The 16586-nt window shown below is 61.5% G+C and carries 16 protein-coding genes; 14 read left to right on the top strand and 2 right to left on the bottom strand.

Features of this window, described 5'->3' with window-relative positions; all coding sequences use genetic code 11:
- Positions 1 to 4 precede the first annotated feature (4 nt).
- From trbL to QW861_RS32255, 5 genes are read left to right on the top strand one after another with little or no spacing between them, the layout of a single operon-like run.
- Complete coding sequence (trbL, locus tag QW861_RS32275; RefSeq protein WP_315716443.1) at positions 5 to 1216, top strand: P-type conjugative transfer protein TrbL; 1212 nt, start codon at positions 5 to 7, stop codon at positions 1214 to 1216.
- A gap of 1 nt (position 1217) precedes the next feature.
- Positions 1218 to 1901 carry a conjugal transfer protein TrbF gene (gene trbF / locus QW861_RS32270; protein WP_315716441.1) on the top strand — a complete coding sequence of 228 codons (684 nt, stop codon included), beginning with the start codon at positions 1218 to 1220 and terminating at the stop codon, positions 1899 to 1901.
- Positions 1902 to 1933: 32 nt separating this feature from the next.
- Positions 1934 to 2866, top strand: coding sequence for a P-type conjugative transfer protein TrbG (gene trbG / locus QW861_RS32265; RefSeq protein WP_315754271.1), 933 nt, complete (start codon positions 1934 to 1936; stop codon positions 2864 to 2866).
- The gene (locus QW861_RS32260) at positions 2863 to 4080 is read left to right on the top strand and encodes a TrbI/VirB10 family protein (protein WP_315754275.1); all 1218 of its coding nucleotides are present in this window, start codon (positions 2863 to 2865) and stop codon (positions 4078 to 4080) included. Before trbG ends, QW861_RS32260 begins: the two co-directional genes overlap by 4 nt.
- Before the next feature lie 5 nt (positions 4081 to 4085).
- The gene (locus tag QW861_RS32255; RefSeq protein ID WP_315754277.1) at positions 4086 to 4319 is read left to right on the top strand and encodes a DUF2274 domain-containing protein; all 234 of its coding nucleotides are present in this window, start codon (positions 4086 to 4088) and stop codon (positions 4317 to 4319) included.
- Between the two features lie 298 nt (positions 4320 to 4617).
- On the opposite strand, the gene QW861_RS32250 is transcribed toward QW861_RS32255, so the two are convergent.
- The gene (locus tag QW861_RS32250; protein ID WP_315754279.1) at positions 4618 to 5334 is read right to left on the bottom strand and encodes an acyl-homoserine-lactone synthase; all 717 of its coding nucleotides are present in this window, start codon (positions 5332 to 5334) and stop codon (positions 4618 to 4620) included.
- Between the two features lie 718 nt (positions 5335 to 6052).
- Between QW861_RS32250 and QW861_RS32245 the strand changes: the two genes are divergently transcribed.
- Together QW861_RS32245 and QW861_RS32240 are read left to right on the top strand one after the other, a co-directional pair.
- Complete coding sequence (locus QW861_RS32245) at positions 6053 to 6859, top strand: LuxR family transcriptional regulator (protein ID WP_315754282.1); 807 nt, start codon at positions 6053 to 6055, stop codon at positions 6857 to 6859.
- Positions 6860 to 7266: 407 nt separating this feature from the next.
- Positions 7267 to 8844, top strand: coding sequence for an ABC transporter substrate-binding protein (locus QW861_RS32240; protein ID WP_316159731.1), 1578 nt, complete (start codon positions 7267 to 7269; stop codon positions 8842 to 8844).
- Here QW861_RS32240 and QW861_RS32235 read toward each other — a convergent pair.
- Positions 8831 to 9814, bottom strand: a complete 984-nt coding sequence (locus tag QW861_RS32235) for a LysR substrate-binding domain-containing protein (RefSeq protein WP_315754364.1) — start codon at positions 9812 to 9814, stop codon at positions 8831 to 8833. The two genes, QW861_RS32240 and QW861_RS32235, sit on opposite strands and share 14 nt — an antisense overlap.
- Positions 9815 to 9834: 20 nt before the next feature.
- Between QW861_RS32235 and QW861_RS32230 the strand changes: the two genes are divergently transcribed.
- The 7 genes from QW861_RS32230 (at position 9835) to QW861_RS32200 (ending at position 16516) form a co-directional block, all read left to right on the top strand.
- A complete protein-coding gene (locus tag QW861_RS32230) occupies positions 9835 to 10953 on the top strand; it encodes an FAD-dependent oxidoreductase (RefSeq protein ID WP_316173083.1) in 1119 nt (372 codons plus the stop codon).
- Positions 10954 to 10966: 13 nt separating this feature from the next.
- Positions 10967 to 11227, top strand: a complete 261-nt coding sequence (locus QW861_RS32225; protein ID WP_316173078.1) for a (2Fe-2S)-binding protein — start codon at positions 10967 to 10969, stop codon at positions 11225 to 11227.
- The gene (locus tag QW861_RS32220; RefSeq protein WP_316173079.1) at positions 11224 to 12621 is read left to right on the top strand and encodes an FAD-dependent oxidoreductase; all 1398 of its coding nucleotides are present in this window, start codon (positions 11224 to 11226) and stop codon (positions 12619 to 12621) included. Before QW861_RS32225 ends, QW861_RS32220 begins: the two co-directional genes overlap by 4 nt.
- Positions 12622 to 12697: 76 nt before the next feature.
- Positions 12698 to 13636, top strand: coding sequence for an ABC transporter permease (locus QW861_RS32215; RefSeq protein ID WP_315754288.1), 939 nt, complete (start codon positions 12698 to 12700; stop codon positions 13634 to 13636).
- Complete coding sequence (locus QW861_RS32210; RefSeq protein ID WP_316173080.1) at positions 13633 to 14502, top strand: ABC transporter permease; 870 nt, start codon at positions 13633 to 13635, stop codon at positions 14500 to 14502. The genes QW861_RS32215 and QW861_RS32210 overlap by 4 nt, the downstream gene beginning before the upstream one ends.
- A 5-nt stretch (positions 14503 to 14507) precedes the next feature.
- The gene (locus QW861_RS32205; protein WP_315716419.1) at positions 14508 to 15503 is read left to right on the top strand and encodes an ABC transporter ATP-binding protein; all 996 of its coding nucleotides are present in this window, start codon (positions 14508 to 14510) and stop codon (positions 15501 to 15503) included.
- A complete protein-coding gene (locus QW861_RS32200; protein ID WP_315828478.1) occupies positions 15503 to 16516 on the top strand; it encodes an oligopeptide/dipeptide ABC transporter ATP-binding protein in 1014 nt (337 codons plus the stop codon). Before QW861_RS32205 ends, QW861_RS32200 begins: the two co-directional genes overlap by 1 nt.
- Positions 16517 to 16586: the final 70 nt, after the last annotated feature.

Raw genomic sequence — 16586 nt, 5'->3', positions numbered from 1 at the left:
CCCGATGACAGGAACGGGGATCATCGATCAATTCCTGGAGACCTTTACCCGGACAATCGACAGCGGCTTTGGCCTGGTGGGCGGTGAGGTCGGATATCTCGCAACCACGCTCGTCACCATTGATGTGACGCTTGCTGCGCTCTTCTGGGCGTTTGGCGGCGAGGACGATGTCGTCGCCCGGCTGCTGAAGAAGACCTTGTTTGTCGGCGTGTTCGCCTACCTGATCGGCAATTGGAACAGCCTCGCCCGGGTCGTCTTCGAGAGCTTCGCAGCACTCGGCCTGAAGGCCTCGGGCTCGGCGCTGTCGGCGGCGGACTTCCTGCGCCCGGGCAGGATCGCGCAAGTGGGTCTCGATACCGGGCGGCCGCTCCTCCAGGCGATCTCGGGCCTCCTTGGATATGTGAGCTTCTTCGAGAACTTCCTGCAGATTGCGGTCCTGTTGTTTGCGTGGGTGGTCGTGCTGCTCGCCTTCTTCATTCTGGCCATCCAGCTCTTCGTCACCCTGATCGAGTTCAAGCTCACGACGCTTGCTGGATTCGTGCTCATCCCGTTTGGTCTGTTCGGCAAGACCGCCTTCGCAGCCGAACGTGTGCTCGGCAATGTCATCTCCTCCGGTGTGAAGGTTCTGCTGCTCGCCGTGATCTCAGGAACCGGCTCGACCCTGTTCGGTCAGTTGACCCAGGTGACGAGCGGCGATCCTCCGACCGTCGAGAGTGCCATGGCCCTGGTCCTGGCGTCCCTGGCGCTGCTCGGCCTTGGATTGTTCGGGCCCGGGATCGCCAATGGTCTTGTCAGTGGTGGACCGCAGCTTGGAGCAGGGAGCGCGGTCGGGACGTCGCTTGCAGCGGGTGGTCTCGTCGTGGCCGGCGCCGGCATGGCCGCTGGTGCAGCGGGGCTCGCAGGCGGCGCGATCTCTGGTGCAAGCCGTGCTGTCGCGCCGCTTGGTGCGGCGGCGTCCGGCGGAGGGCGCGTCAGCGGCGCTGCCGCCGAGGCAGCAGGAGCGAACGCGAGTCCCCTTCGCCAAAGGGCGAATGTCCAGGCTGGCGGCTCGGATCAGCCGGGTCAGGCCGATGGCTCGGGCTCTCCGATGTGGGCGCAGCGCATGAAGGCAGCGCGCGCCGTCCATCAGGGCGCATCTACAACGGCACAAGCCGTTCGCCATGCCGAGCGCGGCGGGCAGGGAAGCGCGGTCGATCTCTCCGAGGGGAAATCCTGACATGTTCAAGCGGTCATCTGTTCATTACGGCCGTACGCCCGAGCCGGTGACGCCCTATCAGAAGGCAGCGCAGGTCTGGGATGAGCGCATCGGCTCTGCGCGCGTGCAGGCCAAGAACTGGCGGCTGATGGCATTCGGCTGCCTCACCCTCGCCGCAGGCTTCGCGTCCGCCCTGATCTGGCAGTCGGCCCGCGGTACGGTGACGCCCTGGGTGGTCGAGGTTGGCCATCTCGGCGAGGTCCAGCGGGTAGCGCCTGCGGTGGCTGACTACGTGCCGACCGATCCGCAGGTCGCCTTCCATCTTGCCCGGTTCATTGAGGACGTGAGAGGTCTGCCGGCCGATGGCATCGTGCTGCGCCAGAATTGGCTGCGCGCCTACGACTTCACCACCGATCGCGGCGCGGCTGCCCTGAATGACTATGCCCGCTCCAATGATCCTTTTAGCAAGCTCGGGAAGATCCAGGTCTCGGTCGAGGTCTCCAGTGTGATCCGCGCCTCGCCGGACAGCTTCCGGATCGCCTGGGTCGAGCGTCGCTACGAGAACGGCGCCTCGGTTGCGACCGAACGCTGGAGCGCGATCCTCACCCTCGTGTTCGCCATGCCGGACGATGCTGACCGCCTGCGCAAGAACCCGCTCGGCGTCTACGTCCAAGCCATCAACTGGTCGAAGGAGCTGTCGCAATGAGCAAGCCAATGGTCCGGAGGGCTGGAGGGCCAATGATGGCGGGGGCCGCCGTTCTGGTTCTGCTCTGCAGCTGCACAACGACCAATCTGCCCAAGATCAGCTATGACAGCGAAGCACCACCCTTGCCGGCGCCGCCAGCTGCGCTGGATGGAAAGGTTCAGCCGCTTCATCTTCCGCCGCCCTGGAAAGTGTCCCTTGGTGGCAAGGCGGGAGCCCAGGAAGAAGCGGAGCCGCTCGACCGCGTCGAGATGGCCAATAGCGCGGCGCGGGTCGAACCGCGCAAGAAGGGCTACTTCAACGCGACGCAGATCTATGCCTACAGTCCCGGCGCGCTCTATCAGGTCTATGCGGCGCCCGGGCAGATCACCGACATCATGCTCGAGGAAGGTGAACAGCTCACAGGGTCGGGGCCCGTGTCCGCCGGCGACACCGTGCGCTGGGTCGTAGGCGATACCGAGAGCGGTGCGGGCGAACGCCGCCGCGTCCACATCCTGGTCAAGCCGACGCGTGCCGCGATCGAAACCAATCTCATCGTCAACACCGACCGGCGGACCTATCTGCTCGAGCTGCGCGCTCGTGACAAGCCGTATATGCCCGCTGTGGCCTGGTACTATCCCCAGAATGCCGAGACGAGAGCGCGCCAGCTCGTCTTGAGGCCGGAGCTGCCCAATCCGGCGCTGCGACGCTTCCGCTATCGCATCGAGGGGGATGATCCGCCATGGAGGCCGGTCAACGCCTATGACGACGGTCGCAAGGTCTATATCGAGTTTGCCCCTGGCATCGTGCAGGGTGAATTGCCGCCCTTGTTCGTCATCGGGAGCGATGGTGCGCCCGAGATCGTCAACTACCGTGCCTTCCGCAACATCATGATCGTCGATCGGCTGTTTGCCGCAGCCGAGTTGCGCCTCGGCGGCGAGGAGCAGCGCAAGGTCCGGATCGTCAGAACCGACGGAGCCTCAGGGTGAAAAACGAGGAGGATGAGGCTTCTGCGTCTCAGGCTCCGTCTGCAGCCGAGAAGGCTGAGCGTCGCACGAAAAGAATGCGCCTGAACGGAGATCTTCCGCCGGTTACGCGGCTGTCGCGCAATGTCCTGGCCGGCGGCAGTGCAGTTGCGCTCCTGTTGATGGGAGGCGCCGTCGTCTGGACATTGCAGACCAACAGGCCGAGCAAATCGGGTCCATCCGAGCTCTACAGCACTGATCATCACGACATCGCGGACGGGGTTTCGGCCCTGCCGCGTGACTACGCCAGTCTTCCCAAGAATCTCCCGACAAACGTCCCAGTGATCGGACCGCCGCTGCCCGGGGATCTCGGCAAGGCGATTGTCGCTGCGCAGGGCCAGGCACTTGCGGTCACCCCCGATCAGGAGCAGCTCCGCCATGAGCAGGAGCGGGATGCCGCTCGCTTGAGCCGCCTGTTTGCGACGGTCAATGTTCGTGGCACCGAGGCCGCGGCGAGCGGGCCTCAGACCAGCGAACGCGCGGGCGCGATGTCCAGTCCCGACGACGCATTCGCCCAGAATGGCCAGGACCGCAAGCTCGCCTTCGTCAATGCCGCGGTCGATCGCCGGACCACGAGTCCCGACCGTGTCAGCCGGCCGGCCTCCCCCTATGTGGTTCAGGCCGGGACCGTGATTGCGGGCGCCCTGATCACGGGCATTCGCTCCGACCTGCCGGGGCAGATCACCGCTCAGGTCACCGAGAACGTGTTCGATTCGCCGTCAGGCCGCTTCCTGCTTGTCCCGCAGGGCGCGCGGCTGATCGGGATATACGATAGCCAGGTGACGGCCGGGCAATCGCGCGTGCTCCTGGTCTGGACCAGGCTGATCATGCCCAATGGACGGTCGATCGTCCTGGAACGGCAGCAGGGCGCCGACGCTGCCGGTTATTCGGGTCTCTCGGACGAGGTTGATAACCACTTCAGGCAGCTGGTTGGCGCAGCGCTGCTCTCGACGCTGCTCTCGATGGGCAGCGAGGTCAACGCGGGCACCAATCAAAATACGAACAACGCCGCGATCACCCAGGCGCTCCGCCAGGGCTTCGGCAACTCCATGAGCCGCACAGGTCAGCAGCTGGTTGGTCAGCAGATGAACGTCCAGCCGACTCTGACAGTGAGGCCGGGCTTTCCGGTCCGCGTGATCGTCAATCGTGATCTCGTGCTCGAGCCGTATCAGGGGTAGCAGTCATGGCGAAGCTGAAGATCTCGGAACTTCCCGATGAGAAGCCGGTCAAAATCACGGTCGAACTGTCAGCGAGCGTATTTCGCGATCTGCAGGCCTATGCCGAAGCTGTCGGCCGCCATTCGGACCAGCCGGCCAATGATCTTGGTCGCCTGGCCTCGGCAATGGTGGCACGTTTCATGGCGGCTGATCGGGCGTTTGCCAAGTCGAAGCGGGCACCAGCCATCAAGGCCAGATAGTCCCGGAGCCACGCATCGCGTTGGCTTCCTCCGCAATGCATACAAACCAGGACCGACTGGCGCTCAAAGTTGATACATTCGGTGTTCCTGAAGCAGGAAGCTTGTGAGCGGCAAATCCAGCGTGGCAGGCTTTCTTGAGCGAAGGAGCCGACGCGTTGATCGCCACCGATTGCGGTGATGCCGCATCTTCTCCAGAGACGGTCAATCGCGCTGAGGCCCAAAGCCTGATGCAAGCGCTGATCGGCCCTCACTGGCGGGCCCTGCGGCGGCAAGATGGTCGAAGGTTCGGGGATCGCGCTCATCCAGCCTCCACGAGCCCTTCCAACTCTGGGCTGCAGGCCAGTCCTTTGGGCTCCGATGGAGCATCCTCTGCCAAGCGCGGGGACAATGCTGATGGGACAGGCCCAGGAGAAGGGCTTTCATGCAGCGCTTTAGGGACGCCTGTATGCTGGCGAACCAATTCCAGCACGGCTGATGATACCCCGATATAGGCTGCCCCAATGTCATGCCCCGGAAACGGCAGCTTCGCTCCCAGTGGCCTCACCGGGCAGCCATGGGCAGCGATGACATTCTTGAAGATCCAGCTGGGCATGACACCAAGATAGGACGAGATGCCGTTGGCGAGGCCGAATTCCTGACAAGCCTGTATGAGCTGCCCGATCACTCGGCGCCGTCCGCCGGTGCTCAGCGCACGATCACAGCCGAATCGCGATGCTTCCCAGATTTCGTCCGAATGCGGCAGCAAGCCTTCAACCAGATTAGGCCACAAGGACTTGACCATGTAGGGGCGTGTGGTCGGAATCAGCCGCGCAGTTCCAAGCGCCTGATCTTGCTCGTCCACGACAAGGATGTAGGTGGCTGCCGGTGTGTCGAACTCATCATATTCCATGCCCTGATAATGAGGCACGGACCACCCCTGGCGCTCGACGAACATCCGGTACCGCAACCGATGATGCGAAATCCAGGCTTCGCCATATCGATGGACGGTTTCCCACCTGACTAAAAGGGTACGCATGAGCATCTTCCAATGTGCCACGTGACGGGAAGATGCAGACTAATCGGCACAGCGTCAGCGAGGCAGCTACCCAGTCGAGTAGTTCGCGCGTCTGTGGAGCGGCTGCTGTCCTACCGGCTGCTCAGAGGAAGACAACTGTCAGACATCGCCCCAATATCACCTACAATCTGGCGCAATTCTGAGTTGTATTGGGGTGTAGTTCTTGGCTTTTGCAAGGCTCGTCCAGGCCCGTTTGAACGGGTTCAGCTTGGGATGGCCGCGAGGCCTGACTTGCGCGTGCTGCGTGCCGGGAGAATGTCCCTGGTGCGCATGATCCGATCGAAACTTGTACCAGCAATCTCGTGCATGCTGACACAAGTGCCGAAGATCGCTCATCAAACAGGCACTTTGCTGCGCGATCTGATTGCCGGAGTCGGCAAGATCGTCAGGGCCGCCGCTTCCGGAGAAGGGCATTGTTGATGACATCGCGGCTTCTGAAAAAATCAATCGAATATGATCGTCAATTGCACGACGGAGCGTATCATGGTACGGTCTACCTCAGGTTGGGTTGGAGTTTGGACAAGCAAGCGCCTGCTTCTCGCCTTGATAGAGGCAGACGAGGGGGCAAGGACGGACCGTCGGCAATCGGGACATTCAGACGGATTCGTTTTCACGATCACATCTGGGCGGAAGTTTGCTGGGCGGAAGTTTGCGCAGCTTTGTCTGCCGTGAGGTAGCAATGGACCTCTTCAGCTTCATCGATTGTGCAAACCGCACGCAGTCGCTGTCCGACCTCTTCGATCTTCTCGTCGGTTCTGCAGCCGATGAGGGCTTCGGCCAAGTGGCTTATGGCGCCCTGAACTACGAAGAGTCGGTACGGCTGCCAGAGCATCCTATGCCGGCCATCGCTCTCAACTTTCCGCTCGATTGGCGGAAGCACTATTTCGAGCGAAAGTATCACGAGATCGATCCGGTCGTCAGGCGAACCCCGTTTCACAGCAGGCCATTCATATGGGATCAGCTGCTCGAGCAGAAGCAGCTGCAGGACGGCGAGCGGTTGGTCCTTCATGAGAGCCGCGAAGCCGGTCTCAAGCACGGGATGAGCGTGCCGCTGTTTGGACCGTCGGGGCGCATCTCCGTTCTATCCTTTGCATCCAGCTTCGACGATGCCGACCCGATCCGGCATATGAAGCATCTTCACGCCTTGGCGTGTCAGTTCCATGTTGCTTTTGGCGAGCTTGCCCAGCCAGCGATGGGCAAGAAGGCGATTGGGCTCTCGCAGCGCGAACGCGAATGCCTGAAGTGGACCGCAGAGGGCAAATCTTCCTGGGATATCGGAATCATCCTCAAGATCAGCGAAAACACGATCAACTTCCACCTCAAGAAGGCGATGAGAAAGCTTGGCACGAACAGCCGGACGGTCGCCGTCGTGAGGGCGATAAGGCTTGGTCTCATTGAGATCCCCGGATTATCCGGCCCATCCGTGTCGGCGTGGACCGACACGCCACCGACTGAAGCCGACGCCGTCCGACCGTTGCCGCTCTGACACTCACGACGAAGCGCCGTTCCTGCGCGGCGCGCAATTGGCGAAACGGCGCGATGGTCGCGCGCAATCGCCAGCTTTGAGATCGATCGCTTCCGTAAGCCAACCACGGCGCGTCCTCCATCGATGCGCGCGGCGGTGTGGCGGCACAGGGTTCCGCGTGCCGCCTGTGACGGAGCTATGCTCATGCTTTCATGGGGGCCGTTCCGGATGGAGGCGACGCGCTCCGGGTAGACGGTTCGCCGGGTCTGCAGTCGCTGCCGCCTGGGTCCTGGTACTCGAACTTTTGGGCCGCGGTTGAGCTTCGCCGTTAGCCCATAACGCCCAAGAATAGGTCTCCTTGATTTCGGACTTTGACAGAGATGCAGGACTCTTCCAGCCTGATGCGTGGGCAACGGGCGAGGCACCGGATGAAGTACGTCTCTATGAAGTACGTCTATATGTTGGCTTTCTGCATCGCCGTCACGGTGAACGCGACCGGTGATGTGTCTGCAGCGGAAGCCCCGGAGATCACCCTGCAAATCGGGGCCGGTGGATCAGACATTACCACGCTCGACCCCCATCGTGCGACGACCAGCACCGACAAGCCGCTGATCGGCCTGATGTTCAACGGCCTGGTTCGATTCAAGCCAGGGAGCGCGGACCCTAAGGATCTCGAGCCCGATCTCGCCGAGCGGTGGGAAACGTCCCCAGACGGACGAGTCTGGACCTTCTTCCTCCGAAAGGGCGTCAAGTTTCACGGCGACTGGGGCAGCCTCACCGCAGATGATGTCGTCTACTCGCTGACACGTGCCGCAGACCCCAGCCGATCGAGCTTCGCTGCAGACTTCTCCGCGGTGGAGAGCATCGCCAAGGTAGACGGGTCCACCGTTCGCATGACCCTGAAGTATCCAGATCCGAATTTCCTCGGCCGCTTGTCCAACTATCACGGCGGAAACATTGTCTGCAAAAGAGCAGTGGAGGAGCTCGGAGACAAGTTTGCCTCCAATCCCGTCGGTACGGGTCCGTTTGCGTTTTCAGAGCATGAAACGCAGCGGCATGTGAAGCTGGTCGCAAACGAGGGCTATTTCCGCGGCCGGCCGCAGATCAGCAATATCATGTACCGTACGATCCCCTCCGACAGCGCCCGCGAGCTCGCCTTTGCGTCTGGAGAGCTCGACGTCATCCAAGGCCGGCGCGAGCAACGCTGGGTCGATATGACCCGCCAGCGCGGCAACATGGTCGTTGATGTCTTCCGTCCAGGAGAGTTTCGAACGCTTCACATCAACAGCAGTATTCCGCCGCTCGATGACCTGAAGGTCCGACAGGCAATCGCCGCTGCGGTCAATCTCGACGATCTCGTGCAGTTTGTCGGTAAGAGCGTCAGTCTGAAAGGCTGCTCGGTCGTGCCCCCGGGCTATATCGGAGAGGACTGTTCATCAGGGGCTTATGCTTACGATCCGGTGAAGGCCAAGGCACTTCTGGCCGAAGCGGGCTACCCAAATGGCCTGACGCTCAAGGTCGTGGTGTCCAACATCTCGGCTATCCTGCCGACAATGGAAATTATTCAGCGCCAGCTCGCAAAGGCCGGTATCAAGCTGGATATGAGCGTTGTCGATCACGCCACGTATCAGAGCCAGATTCGCGGCAATGCCAGCGCTCTGGTGTTTTATGGCGCCGCCAGATTTCCGGTCGCCGACACGTACCTGACCGAGTTCTATCACTCGAGCTCGAGCATTGGAAAGCCGACGGCGGTTGCCAATTTCTCCCATTGCGACGTTGCGGACGCAGACATACAGGCGGCGCGGGTGGAAGGCAGTGTGGAGCGGCAGCAGGAGCTGTGGAAGGAGGCTCAGCGCAAGATCCACGACGCCGTCTGTTCTGTTCCGCTGTTTGAGCTTCAGCAGGTCTGGGGGCACAGCAAGCGTGTCAACTACGGCTATGAGCTCAAAGGAGCCATGAACCTCGCTCCGCCGATCACCGAGGCGACGACGCTTATGCCGCGCTGAGCGACTCCTGGGAGAGCCGTGCGGCCGTCGTGCGCGCCTGCTGGAGGAAGGCGTCGACCAGACTTGCATTGCGGCTGTCGCGCATTCGACAGAGCTGGAAGTCGTAGGACAAAGCGGGCTCGAAGCGTCTGATGGCCAGACGGTCCTGAAGCCCGCTGAACATCAAAGGGTGCACCAGCGCGACGCCGAGGCCGGCTGCCACGAATTCGCACAGGGTCGGCGAGACATTGGCAACGAGCACGGTGTTGGGTCTGACGTTGTAGGCGTCGAACATCGTCGCAATGCACTGACCGGCCTGGCTCTCAGGGTCGAAAGACACGAAGGGGATGTTGTCGAGATCATCCGGCTCCACAACGTTCTTCATGGCGAGAGGATGATCGGTCGGCATGATGCAGACGAGCGGGTGCTGGGTCAGCGGTTCGGCGATCACATAGGGATTGTCGATCCGCGAGCTGACAAGGCCGACATCGAGCTTGCGTGTGACCAGCCAATCCACGATCCATTCCGAGCTGCGTGACTTGACCGAGCAGAACACGTTGGGATGCTGCTGAAGGAAGCCCATCGTCGCCTGCTGGATGAACGAACGCGACAAAGCCGGCATGACTCCGACAAGAAGCTGCCCCTGCTCCTCGCGGCGGATCGCCTCGACGGCATTCTCCACCTGGCGGACACCTGAAAAAATACGATCAATCTCCTTGTAAAGCCGCATGCCGCGCTCTGTCGGAGCAAGACGGCCCTTGACGCGATCGAACAGGCTGAGCCCGGTATCCTCTTCGAGATGAGCGATCAGTTTGCTCATCGCGGGCTGGGAGATGTTGAGGATCAAAGCGGCTCGGCTGATCGAGCCGCTCTCGATCACCGCTTTGAACGCCTCGACCTGTCTGAGATTGATCTGACGAGCCATCCCATAACCCTGAAGAATACAGCCAGAGATTTTCGACTTTGACCAAATATCTCTTTTTGTCGTCATATTGGGCAAGAGGAAATCTGATGCATCCTGAGATAATAGTTATCGGTGCGGGCACGGTCGGTGCTGCGATCGCTTATGGGCTTGCGCGAAGACAACGCCGAGTGCTCGTGCTCGACGGTGACGATCGCGACCATCGTGCGGCGCGGGCCAATTTCGGCCTTGTTTGGCTACAGGGCAAAGGCCAGAACATGCCCGCCTATCAGCAGCTGTCACGCCGTAGCGTCGACATGTGGTCCGACTTTGCGTCGGAACTCACTGATCTGGCCGCGTTGGATCTTCAGTATGAGCAGAATGGCGGTTTGGCGTTCTGCCTCGGAGATGACGCGTTCGAGAAGCGCCGCTTGGACCTTCAGCGGCTGCAGAATCAGCTCGGCGGAGCGGAGGCGGATTGGCGGATGCTCGATCGCGCTGAACTGGCCAAACTGCTTCCGAAGGTTCGATTGGGGCCTGACGTGGCCGGCGCCAGCTTCGGCCAGCGGGACGGGCATGCCAATCCGCTTCAGCTCCTTGCGGCTCTTCATGCCGGAATCCTGCGTCTGGGTGGAGATCTGCGCCCAAACGCTGCGGTGCGGCAGATCGTGCCCAGCGAGGCGGGCTTTACGGTGACGTTCGGAAACGAGACCGTCAGTGCGCCGCGCGTGCTGATCGCTGCGGGTCTCGGGTCTCAGGCGCTGGCGCGGCAAGTGGGTCTTGAAATCCCGCTGCGGCCTCAACGCGGGCAGATCCTGGTGACCGAGCGCCTTGAACCATTTCTGCCTCTGCCGACGAGTGGCTTGCGTCAGACCCGGGAAGGCACCGTGATGATCGGTGCTACCCATGAGGAGACCGGTTTCGATAGCTCCGCGACCGCGATCGCGGCGGCAGATCTCAGTCGGCGGACGCTTCGCATCGTGCCGGGGCTTGCTGAGGCAAAATTGGTTCGGCAGTGGGCCGGGTTGCGCATCATGACCCCTGACGGGTGTCCCGTCTACGCCCAGTCCCAGAAGCACCGGGGAGCCTTCGTGGCGTTGTGCCATTCAGGCGTCACGCTTGCAGCTCTGCATTCCACCGTCTTGGCCGATGCCATCTCGGCCGGCCAGTTGCCGGATTCGCTCGATATCTTTCATCAGAGTCGCTTTGATGTTCCGAAAGCTGCATGAGCCCGTTGAGACCGTGACGGTCTATATCGAAGGCAAACCTGTCACGGCGGAGCCGGGCGAAAGCCTGGCAGCTGTGCTGCTCCGGCAGGCTGTCGTCTGGTCACGCCCCACGCCGGTCAAAGGGAGCGGGCGAGCTCCCTATTGTATGATCGGCGTCTGCTTCGACTGTCTCGCTCAGGTGGATGGAATCGCCTCGGTTCAGACCTGCATGACCCCGGTTCAGGAGGGCATGAAGGTTGAGCGCCAGCAGCGTAAGCGGTGCTTGCCGTCATGAGCACCACCGATCTTCTCATCGTAGGGGCTGGCCCTGCTGGCATGACAGCGGCCATCACAGCCCGCCGCTATGGAATTGACGTCCTGGTTGTGGACGATCAAAGTTCTCCTGGCGGGCAGATCTGGCGCTCGGTCGAAACCCAAGCGGCGACCCCGAGGGGAGCCATCCTTGGAAGGACTTATCAGGACGGAAAGGCTGCGACCGATGCATTCCGCGCCAGTGGCGCGCGGTACGAGCCTCGTACACAGCTTTGGCAGGTCGAACCTGGTTTTCGTGCCTTCGTGACCCATGATGGCAAGGCCAGGACGATCGAGGCGCGCGCCATCATCCTCGCAACCGGCGCCCAGGAGCGGCCTGCTCCCTTCCCAGGCTGGACACTGCCGGGAGTCCTCACGGTGGGTGCCGCTCAGGTCCTGTTGAAGACCGCCGGGCAGATCCCCTCCAAGCCGGTCTGGGTCGCTGGTTGTGGCCCGTTGCCGCTTCTCTACCTCGTTCAGTTGCTCAACGCCGGAGGTCAGATCGCCGGCTATCTGGACACGACACCGGCCGGGAGTCATTGGGCGGCGCTCCGGCATCTGCCGAAGGCCCTGCGTGCCAGTGGGGCGCTCCTCAAAGGGCTCGCGTGGACGGCCGTCCTTCGACACCGGCGTGTGCCCGTCGTCCGTCATGTCATCGACCTCGTGGCGCACGGATCGGACCGGATCGAATCCATCAGCTATCGAACGGCCGATGCACAAGAGAAGACCGTTTCCGCGGATAATCTGTTTGTGCATGAAGGTGTCGTGCCGAACGTCCATGCACCGCTGGGGCTGGGCTGCGCGGTTGAATGGTGTGACGAGCAGGATTGCTACGTTCCGGTTCTCGATCAATGGGGTGAAACGACCAAAGCCGGTATCTTCATTGCCGGGGACGGCGCGGGCATTGCTGGTGCGAAGGCCGCGCAATTTCGTGGGGCGCTCGCAGCACACAGGCTGGCAGTCAAGCTCGGCTATGCGGACGAGCAGATCGTGCTCAAGCAAGCGCTGCGCGTTCAAAAGAGTTTGGCTCGCGAACTTGCCTTGCGGCCTTTTCTTGACACCATGTTCAGACCCCACGGCAGGATTTTTAGTCCGTCCGATGAGACCGTCGTATGCCGCTGCGAGGAGGTCACGGCAGGAGAGATCCGGGCGATGGCGCAGATCGGCGGCTCCGGCCCGAACCAGATCAAGGCCTTCACGCGTGCAGGGATGGGCCCCTGCCAGGGGCGGCAATGCGGTTATAGCGTCACCCGCATCCTCGCGGAAATCCAAGATTGTCCCGCAAGGGAGGTCGGCTTCTATCGCGTCAGGCCCCCGCTCAAGCCCGTGACGCTTGGAGAGCTGGCCACACTCGATCAAAAGGAGGAGGTGTTGTGAGGCACTTTCCTTGTCTGGAGAGAAGAGTTCAGTCCGAACATTCTGGTTTCTGTTCGCGAATGTGCTGGGTGATCCAATGATCAGCTTTGCCTTCAAGCGGCTGCTGCTGGCCATCCCCACCTTGCTGGTGATGCTGACAGCAATCTTCGTGCTGGTGCGTCTCGTTCCGGGTGATGCGGCATCCGTCATCCTTGGCGATCAGGCAACCGAAGCCTCGCTTCGCGCGATGCGCGCCCGGCTCGGGCTCGATCAGCCGATCCAGGTCCAATATCTTCACTTTCTCGGTGAGGTGCTCACCGGAAATCTCGGGCAATCGCTGAGCAGCGGCCGGACTGTCGTGCAGGAGGTCCTGCTGGTGTTGCCCTCCACGATCCAACTCACCTTGGCGGCCATCGTGATCGGAATCGTCCTGGGTCTGCCGCTCGGAATCCTCGCCGCGCTCGGCCGCAACAGCTGGATCGACTACGTCTCGCGGCTGGTCTCGTTGGTCGGGCTATCGTTCCCAGCGTTTGTGTCAGGCATTCTTTTGCTCATCGTATTCGCGATCCAGCTGGGATGGTTCCCCGTTCTCGCGTCCGATAGCACTGATCCGATCGAACGGTTACGAAGCCTTGCCTTGCCTGCGCTGAATCTCGGCTTGATCCTGATGGCCTATGTGGTGCGTGTCACGCGGTCATCCATGCTGGGAGTCCTTGGCGAGGATTACATCCGCACAGCGCGCGCGAAGGGAGTGACTCCCACGCGCCTCGTCATGCGACACGCTCTGCGCAATGGCCTCATTCCGGTGGTTACCGTTGTTGGCCTCTACTTCGGTACGTTGATCGGAAATTCGGTGCTCACGGAGATCATCTTCAACCGGCCCGGCCTCGGCAAGCTGATCTTCGGGGCACTCAACGCTCGCGACTATACGCTGCTCGAGGGGCTGATGATCATCTTTGCCATCTGCGTCATCGTCGTGAATACGCTGACGGACATTACCTATGGGCTTATCGATCCGCGGGTGAAATACAAATGACGGTCGGGGTTGCATCGGTTGCAGTATCGCAGCCCAGTCGATTGTGGCTGGCCTTCTCCAGAAATCCTCTCTTCTGGCTGGGTGCGCTGCTCATCGCGCTCATCATCGTCGTGGCGGTGCTCGCGCCGGTGATCGCGCCTCATGACCCGCTGGAGCAGAATATCGTGGCCAGGCTCGAGCCGCCGTCAGCGGAGTTTCTGTTCGGAACGGACAATTACGGCCGAGATGTCCTGTCCCGTCTGATCTATGGAGCCCGCATCTCACTGATGGTCGGTTTCGTCGCCATCCTGATTGCGATGACAATCGGCTGCACGATCGGAATCGTTGCGGGTTATGTCGGAGGAGCGCTGGATCAGCTCGTGATGGGAGTGCTCGATGTCATGCTCTCGTTTCCAGCTCTCCTGCTCGGCCTCATGATTGCGGCGATGCTCGGCGCCAGCCTTCAGAACCTGATCATTGCAATCGCAATCACGGAGATCGCGCCGTTTGCGCGAGTTGCCCGGGCGCCAACGATTGCCTTGAAGCAGCAGGACTTCGTGATCGCCGGCCGAGCGCTTGGGTTCGGACCCGTCCGGATCATGGGGGTTCATATTCTCCCCAATCTCATCTCGGATGTCGTGGTGATGAGTTCACTATGGATGGCCTCCGCGATTCGCACGGAAGCATCGCTGAGCTTCATCGGGCTAGGCGTTCCGCCACCGACACCGACCTGGGGCAGCATGATCCGCGAAGGGTTCGACAACATCCTCGACGCCTGGTGGCTCGCGGTCTTCCCGAGCCTTGCGATCCTGTTGACCGTGCTCGCCCTCAATCTCCTGGGAGACGCTCTGCGAGACGCCATCGATCCAAAGCTGCGGGGGGAATAGCAGGCATGACATCGTTTCCTAGGCCAGCTCTCGACCTGCGCAATCTGCGGACCGAATTCCGAATCGGCGGCCATTGGTACCCGGCAGTACGAAACGTCTCGGTATCACTGATGCCAAACGAGACGCTCGCGGTCGTGGGCGAGTCGGGCAGTGGCAAGAGCGTCACGGCCCTGTCCATCCTACGGCTGCTTCCGCATGCCGGTGCTCGCATCCAAGGCGGAGAGGTGTTGTTCGAGGGTCAAGATCTGGTGACCTTGTCCGAGCGGGACATGAGCACGATCCGGGGCAATTCGATTGCGATGATCTTCCAGGAGCCGATGACCAGTCTCAATCCGACCATGACCGTGGGAGACCAGATCGCGGAGGCGATCCTCATTCATCGCGGAGGGTCGCGCATGGAGGCCAAGGCTGAGGCGCTTCGGCTCTTGGCGGAGGTCAAGATTCCATCGCCGAAGAGCCGACTAGATGAGTATCCGCATCAATTTTCGGGGGGGATGCGCCAACGCGTCATGATTGCCATGGCACTTGCCTGCCATCCGAGGGTTCTTCTGGCCGACGAGCCGACGACGGCACTCGATGTGACGATCCAGGCGCAGGTGCTGACTCAACTCGAAGAGCTCAAACAGGCCTACGGAATGTCGATGCTGTTCATCACGCACAATCTTGGCGTGGTTGCGCAGATCGCCGACCGCGTTGCCGTGATGTATGCGGGCGAGATTGTCGAGCTTGCGACTGTCGACGCGCTGTTCGCAAAGCCCATGCACCCCTATACGGCGGCGTTGCTGCGCGCCATGCCGCGAGCTGACCGGGCCAGCGAGAGTCTGGAGCCGATCCCCGGCAGCGTTCCCGCCCTGTCTGCTGTTCCAGCAGGCTGCGCCTATGCGCCCCGCTGCCCGTTCAAGGACCGCAGCTGTACCGAACTGCACCCAGAACTCGTATCATCAGGTGATCCCGGACATTTGGTGCGCTGTCCCGTCAGACCGGTCGGAGGAGTGCATTGATGACGACATCCGTGGGAAGCGGCGACTTTGTTGTACGTCATCTTTCGAAGACCTTCGTGAGACACGGAGGTTCAGGCGCCAGATGCGTCCGGGCGGTCGATGATGTGTCCTTCCGCATTCCAAAGGGGGCTTCCCTTGGCCTCGTGGGCGAGTCCGGTTGTGGCAAGTCAACGGTCGCGCGTACCATCCTTCGGCTCATTGAGCCCGATAGCGGATCAATCTTATTCGACGGCATCGATGTCCGCGCCGCCAAGGGGGCCACCTTGCGCGCGTTGCGGCGCCGGATGCAGATCGTGTTTCAGGATCCGTATTCTTCGCTGAACCCGCGCCGAACAATCCGGCAGACTCTGGAAGAACCCCTTCGTGTTCATCTGCGACTCTCGTCCAAGGACATCCGCGAGAAGGCGGAAGCCGCCATGCTCGAGGTCGGGTTGCCGCGAGAAGCACTGGAACGCTACCCGCACGAGTTCTCAGGCGGGCAGCGGCAACGGATTGGCATTGCACGGGCGCTGGTCTTGGATCCCGAACTCGTCGTCGCAGACGAGGCCGTTTCTGCTCTCGATGTGTCGGTCCAGGCGCAAATTCTTCGACTGCTGGAGGGGCTGCGCGAACGCCGCGGCCTGTCGTTCTTGTTCGTTTCGCATGATCTCGGCGTGGTCCGCCATTTCTGCGACCGAGTCTCCGTCATGTATCTTGGGCGCATCATCGAAGAGGGGCCGACGGCAGATGTTCTTGACCGTCCGTTGCATCCTTACACCAGGCTTCTGCGCGACAGTTATCCAGTGCCGGATCCGAGGGCCCGCCGGCCTCTGATCCAGATCGTGGGAGAGGTTCCTTCTGCAGCCAATCCGCCTCCGGGCTGTGGCTTTCATCCGCGTTGCGCGCGAGCGGAAGGTCTATGTTCCGTCGAAAAGCCGCAGTTGGAGACGTCGGGAGACGGCCGATTCCGGGCATGCTACTTCCCGGAAACTAGCGAGATCGCGTGGGGGAGCCTGCGCATCGGAGCGCGATGACTTGAAGCCCCGCCAAAGAAGTTCATTGGCGAGTGTGCCGTGATCGTAATCCAGTCGCTCAATTCCTTGG

Origin of the sequence: Bradyrhizobium sp. SZCCHNRI1029 (assembly GCF_032487555.1) — a bacterium.
GTDB lineage: Bacteria > Pseudomonadota > Alphaproteobacteria > Rhizobiales > Xanthobacteraceae > Bradyrhizobium.
Note: the sequence above shows the minus strand (reverse complement) of the source record. Positions and strands in the feature narration are given on the sequence as shown.

Bases quoted from the DNA above. Each gene is read 5' to 3' on its own strand.
- trbL (WP_315716443.1), top strand. From the start codon at position 5: ATGACAGGAACGGGGATCATCGATCAATTCCTGGAGACCTTTACCCGG.
- trbF (WP_315716441.1), top strand. From the start codon at position 1,218: ATGTTCAAGCGGTCATCTGTTCATTACGGCCGTACGCCCGAGCCGGTG.
- trbG (WP_315754271.1), top strand. From the start codon at position 1,934: ATGATGGCGGGGGCCGCCGTTCTGGTTCTGCTCTGCAGCTGCACAACG.
- QW861_RS32255 (WP_315754277.1), top strand. From the start codon at position 4,086: ATGGCGAAGCTGAAGATCTCGGAACTTCCCGATGAGAAGCCGGTCAAA.
- QW861_RS32250 (WP_315754279.1), bottom strand. From the start codon at position 5,334: ATGCGTACCCTTTTAGTCAGGTGGGAAACCGTCCATCGATATGGCGAA.
- QW861_RS32245 (WP_315754282.1), top strand. From the start codon at position 6,053: ATGGACCTCTTCAGCTTCATCGATTGTGCAAACCGCACGCAGTCGCTG.
- QW861_RS32240 (WP_316159731.1), top strand. From the start codon at position 7,267: ATGAAGTACGTCTCTATGAAGTACGTCTATATGTTGGCTTTCTGCATC.
- QW861_RS32235 (WP_315754364.1), bottom strand. From the start codon at position 9,814: ATGACGACAAAAAGAGATATTTGGTCAAAGTCGAAAATCTCTGGCTGT.
- QW861_RS32230 (WP_316173083.1), top strand. From the start codon at position 9,835: ATGCATCCTGAGATAATAGTTATCGGTGCGGGCACGGTCGGTGCTGCG.
- QW861_RS32220 (WP_316173079.1), top strand. From the start codon at position 11,224: ATGAGCACCACCGATCTTCTCATCGTAGGGGCTGGCCCTGCTGGCATG.
- QW861_RS32215 (WP_315754288.1), top strand. From the start codon at position 12,698: ATGATCAGCTTTGCCTTCAAGCGGCTGCTGCTGGCCATCCCCACCTTG.
- QW861_RS32210 (WP_316173080.1), top strand. From the start codon at position 13,633: ATGACGGTCGGGGTTGCATCGGTTGCAGTATCGCAGCCCAGTCGATTG.
- QW861_RS32205 (WP_315716419.1), top strand. From the start codon at position 14,508: ATGACATCGTTTCCTAGGCCAGCTCTCGACCTGCGCAATCTGCGGACC.
- QW861_RS32200 (WP_315828478.1), top strand. From the start codon at position 15,503: ATGACGACATCCGTGGGAAGCGGCGACTTTGTTGTACGTCATCTTTCG.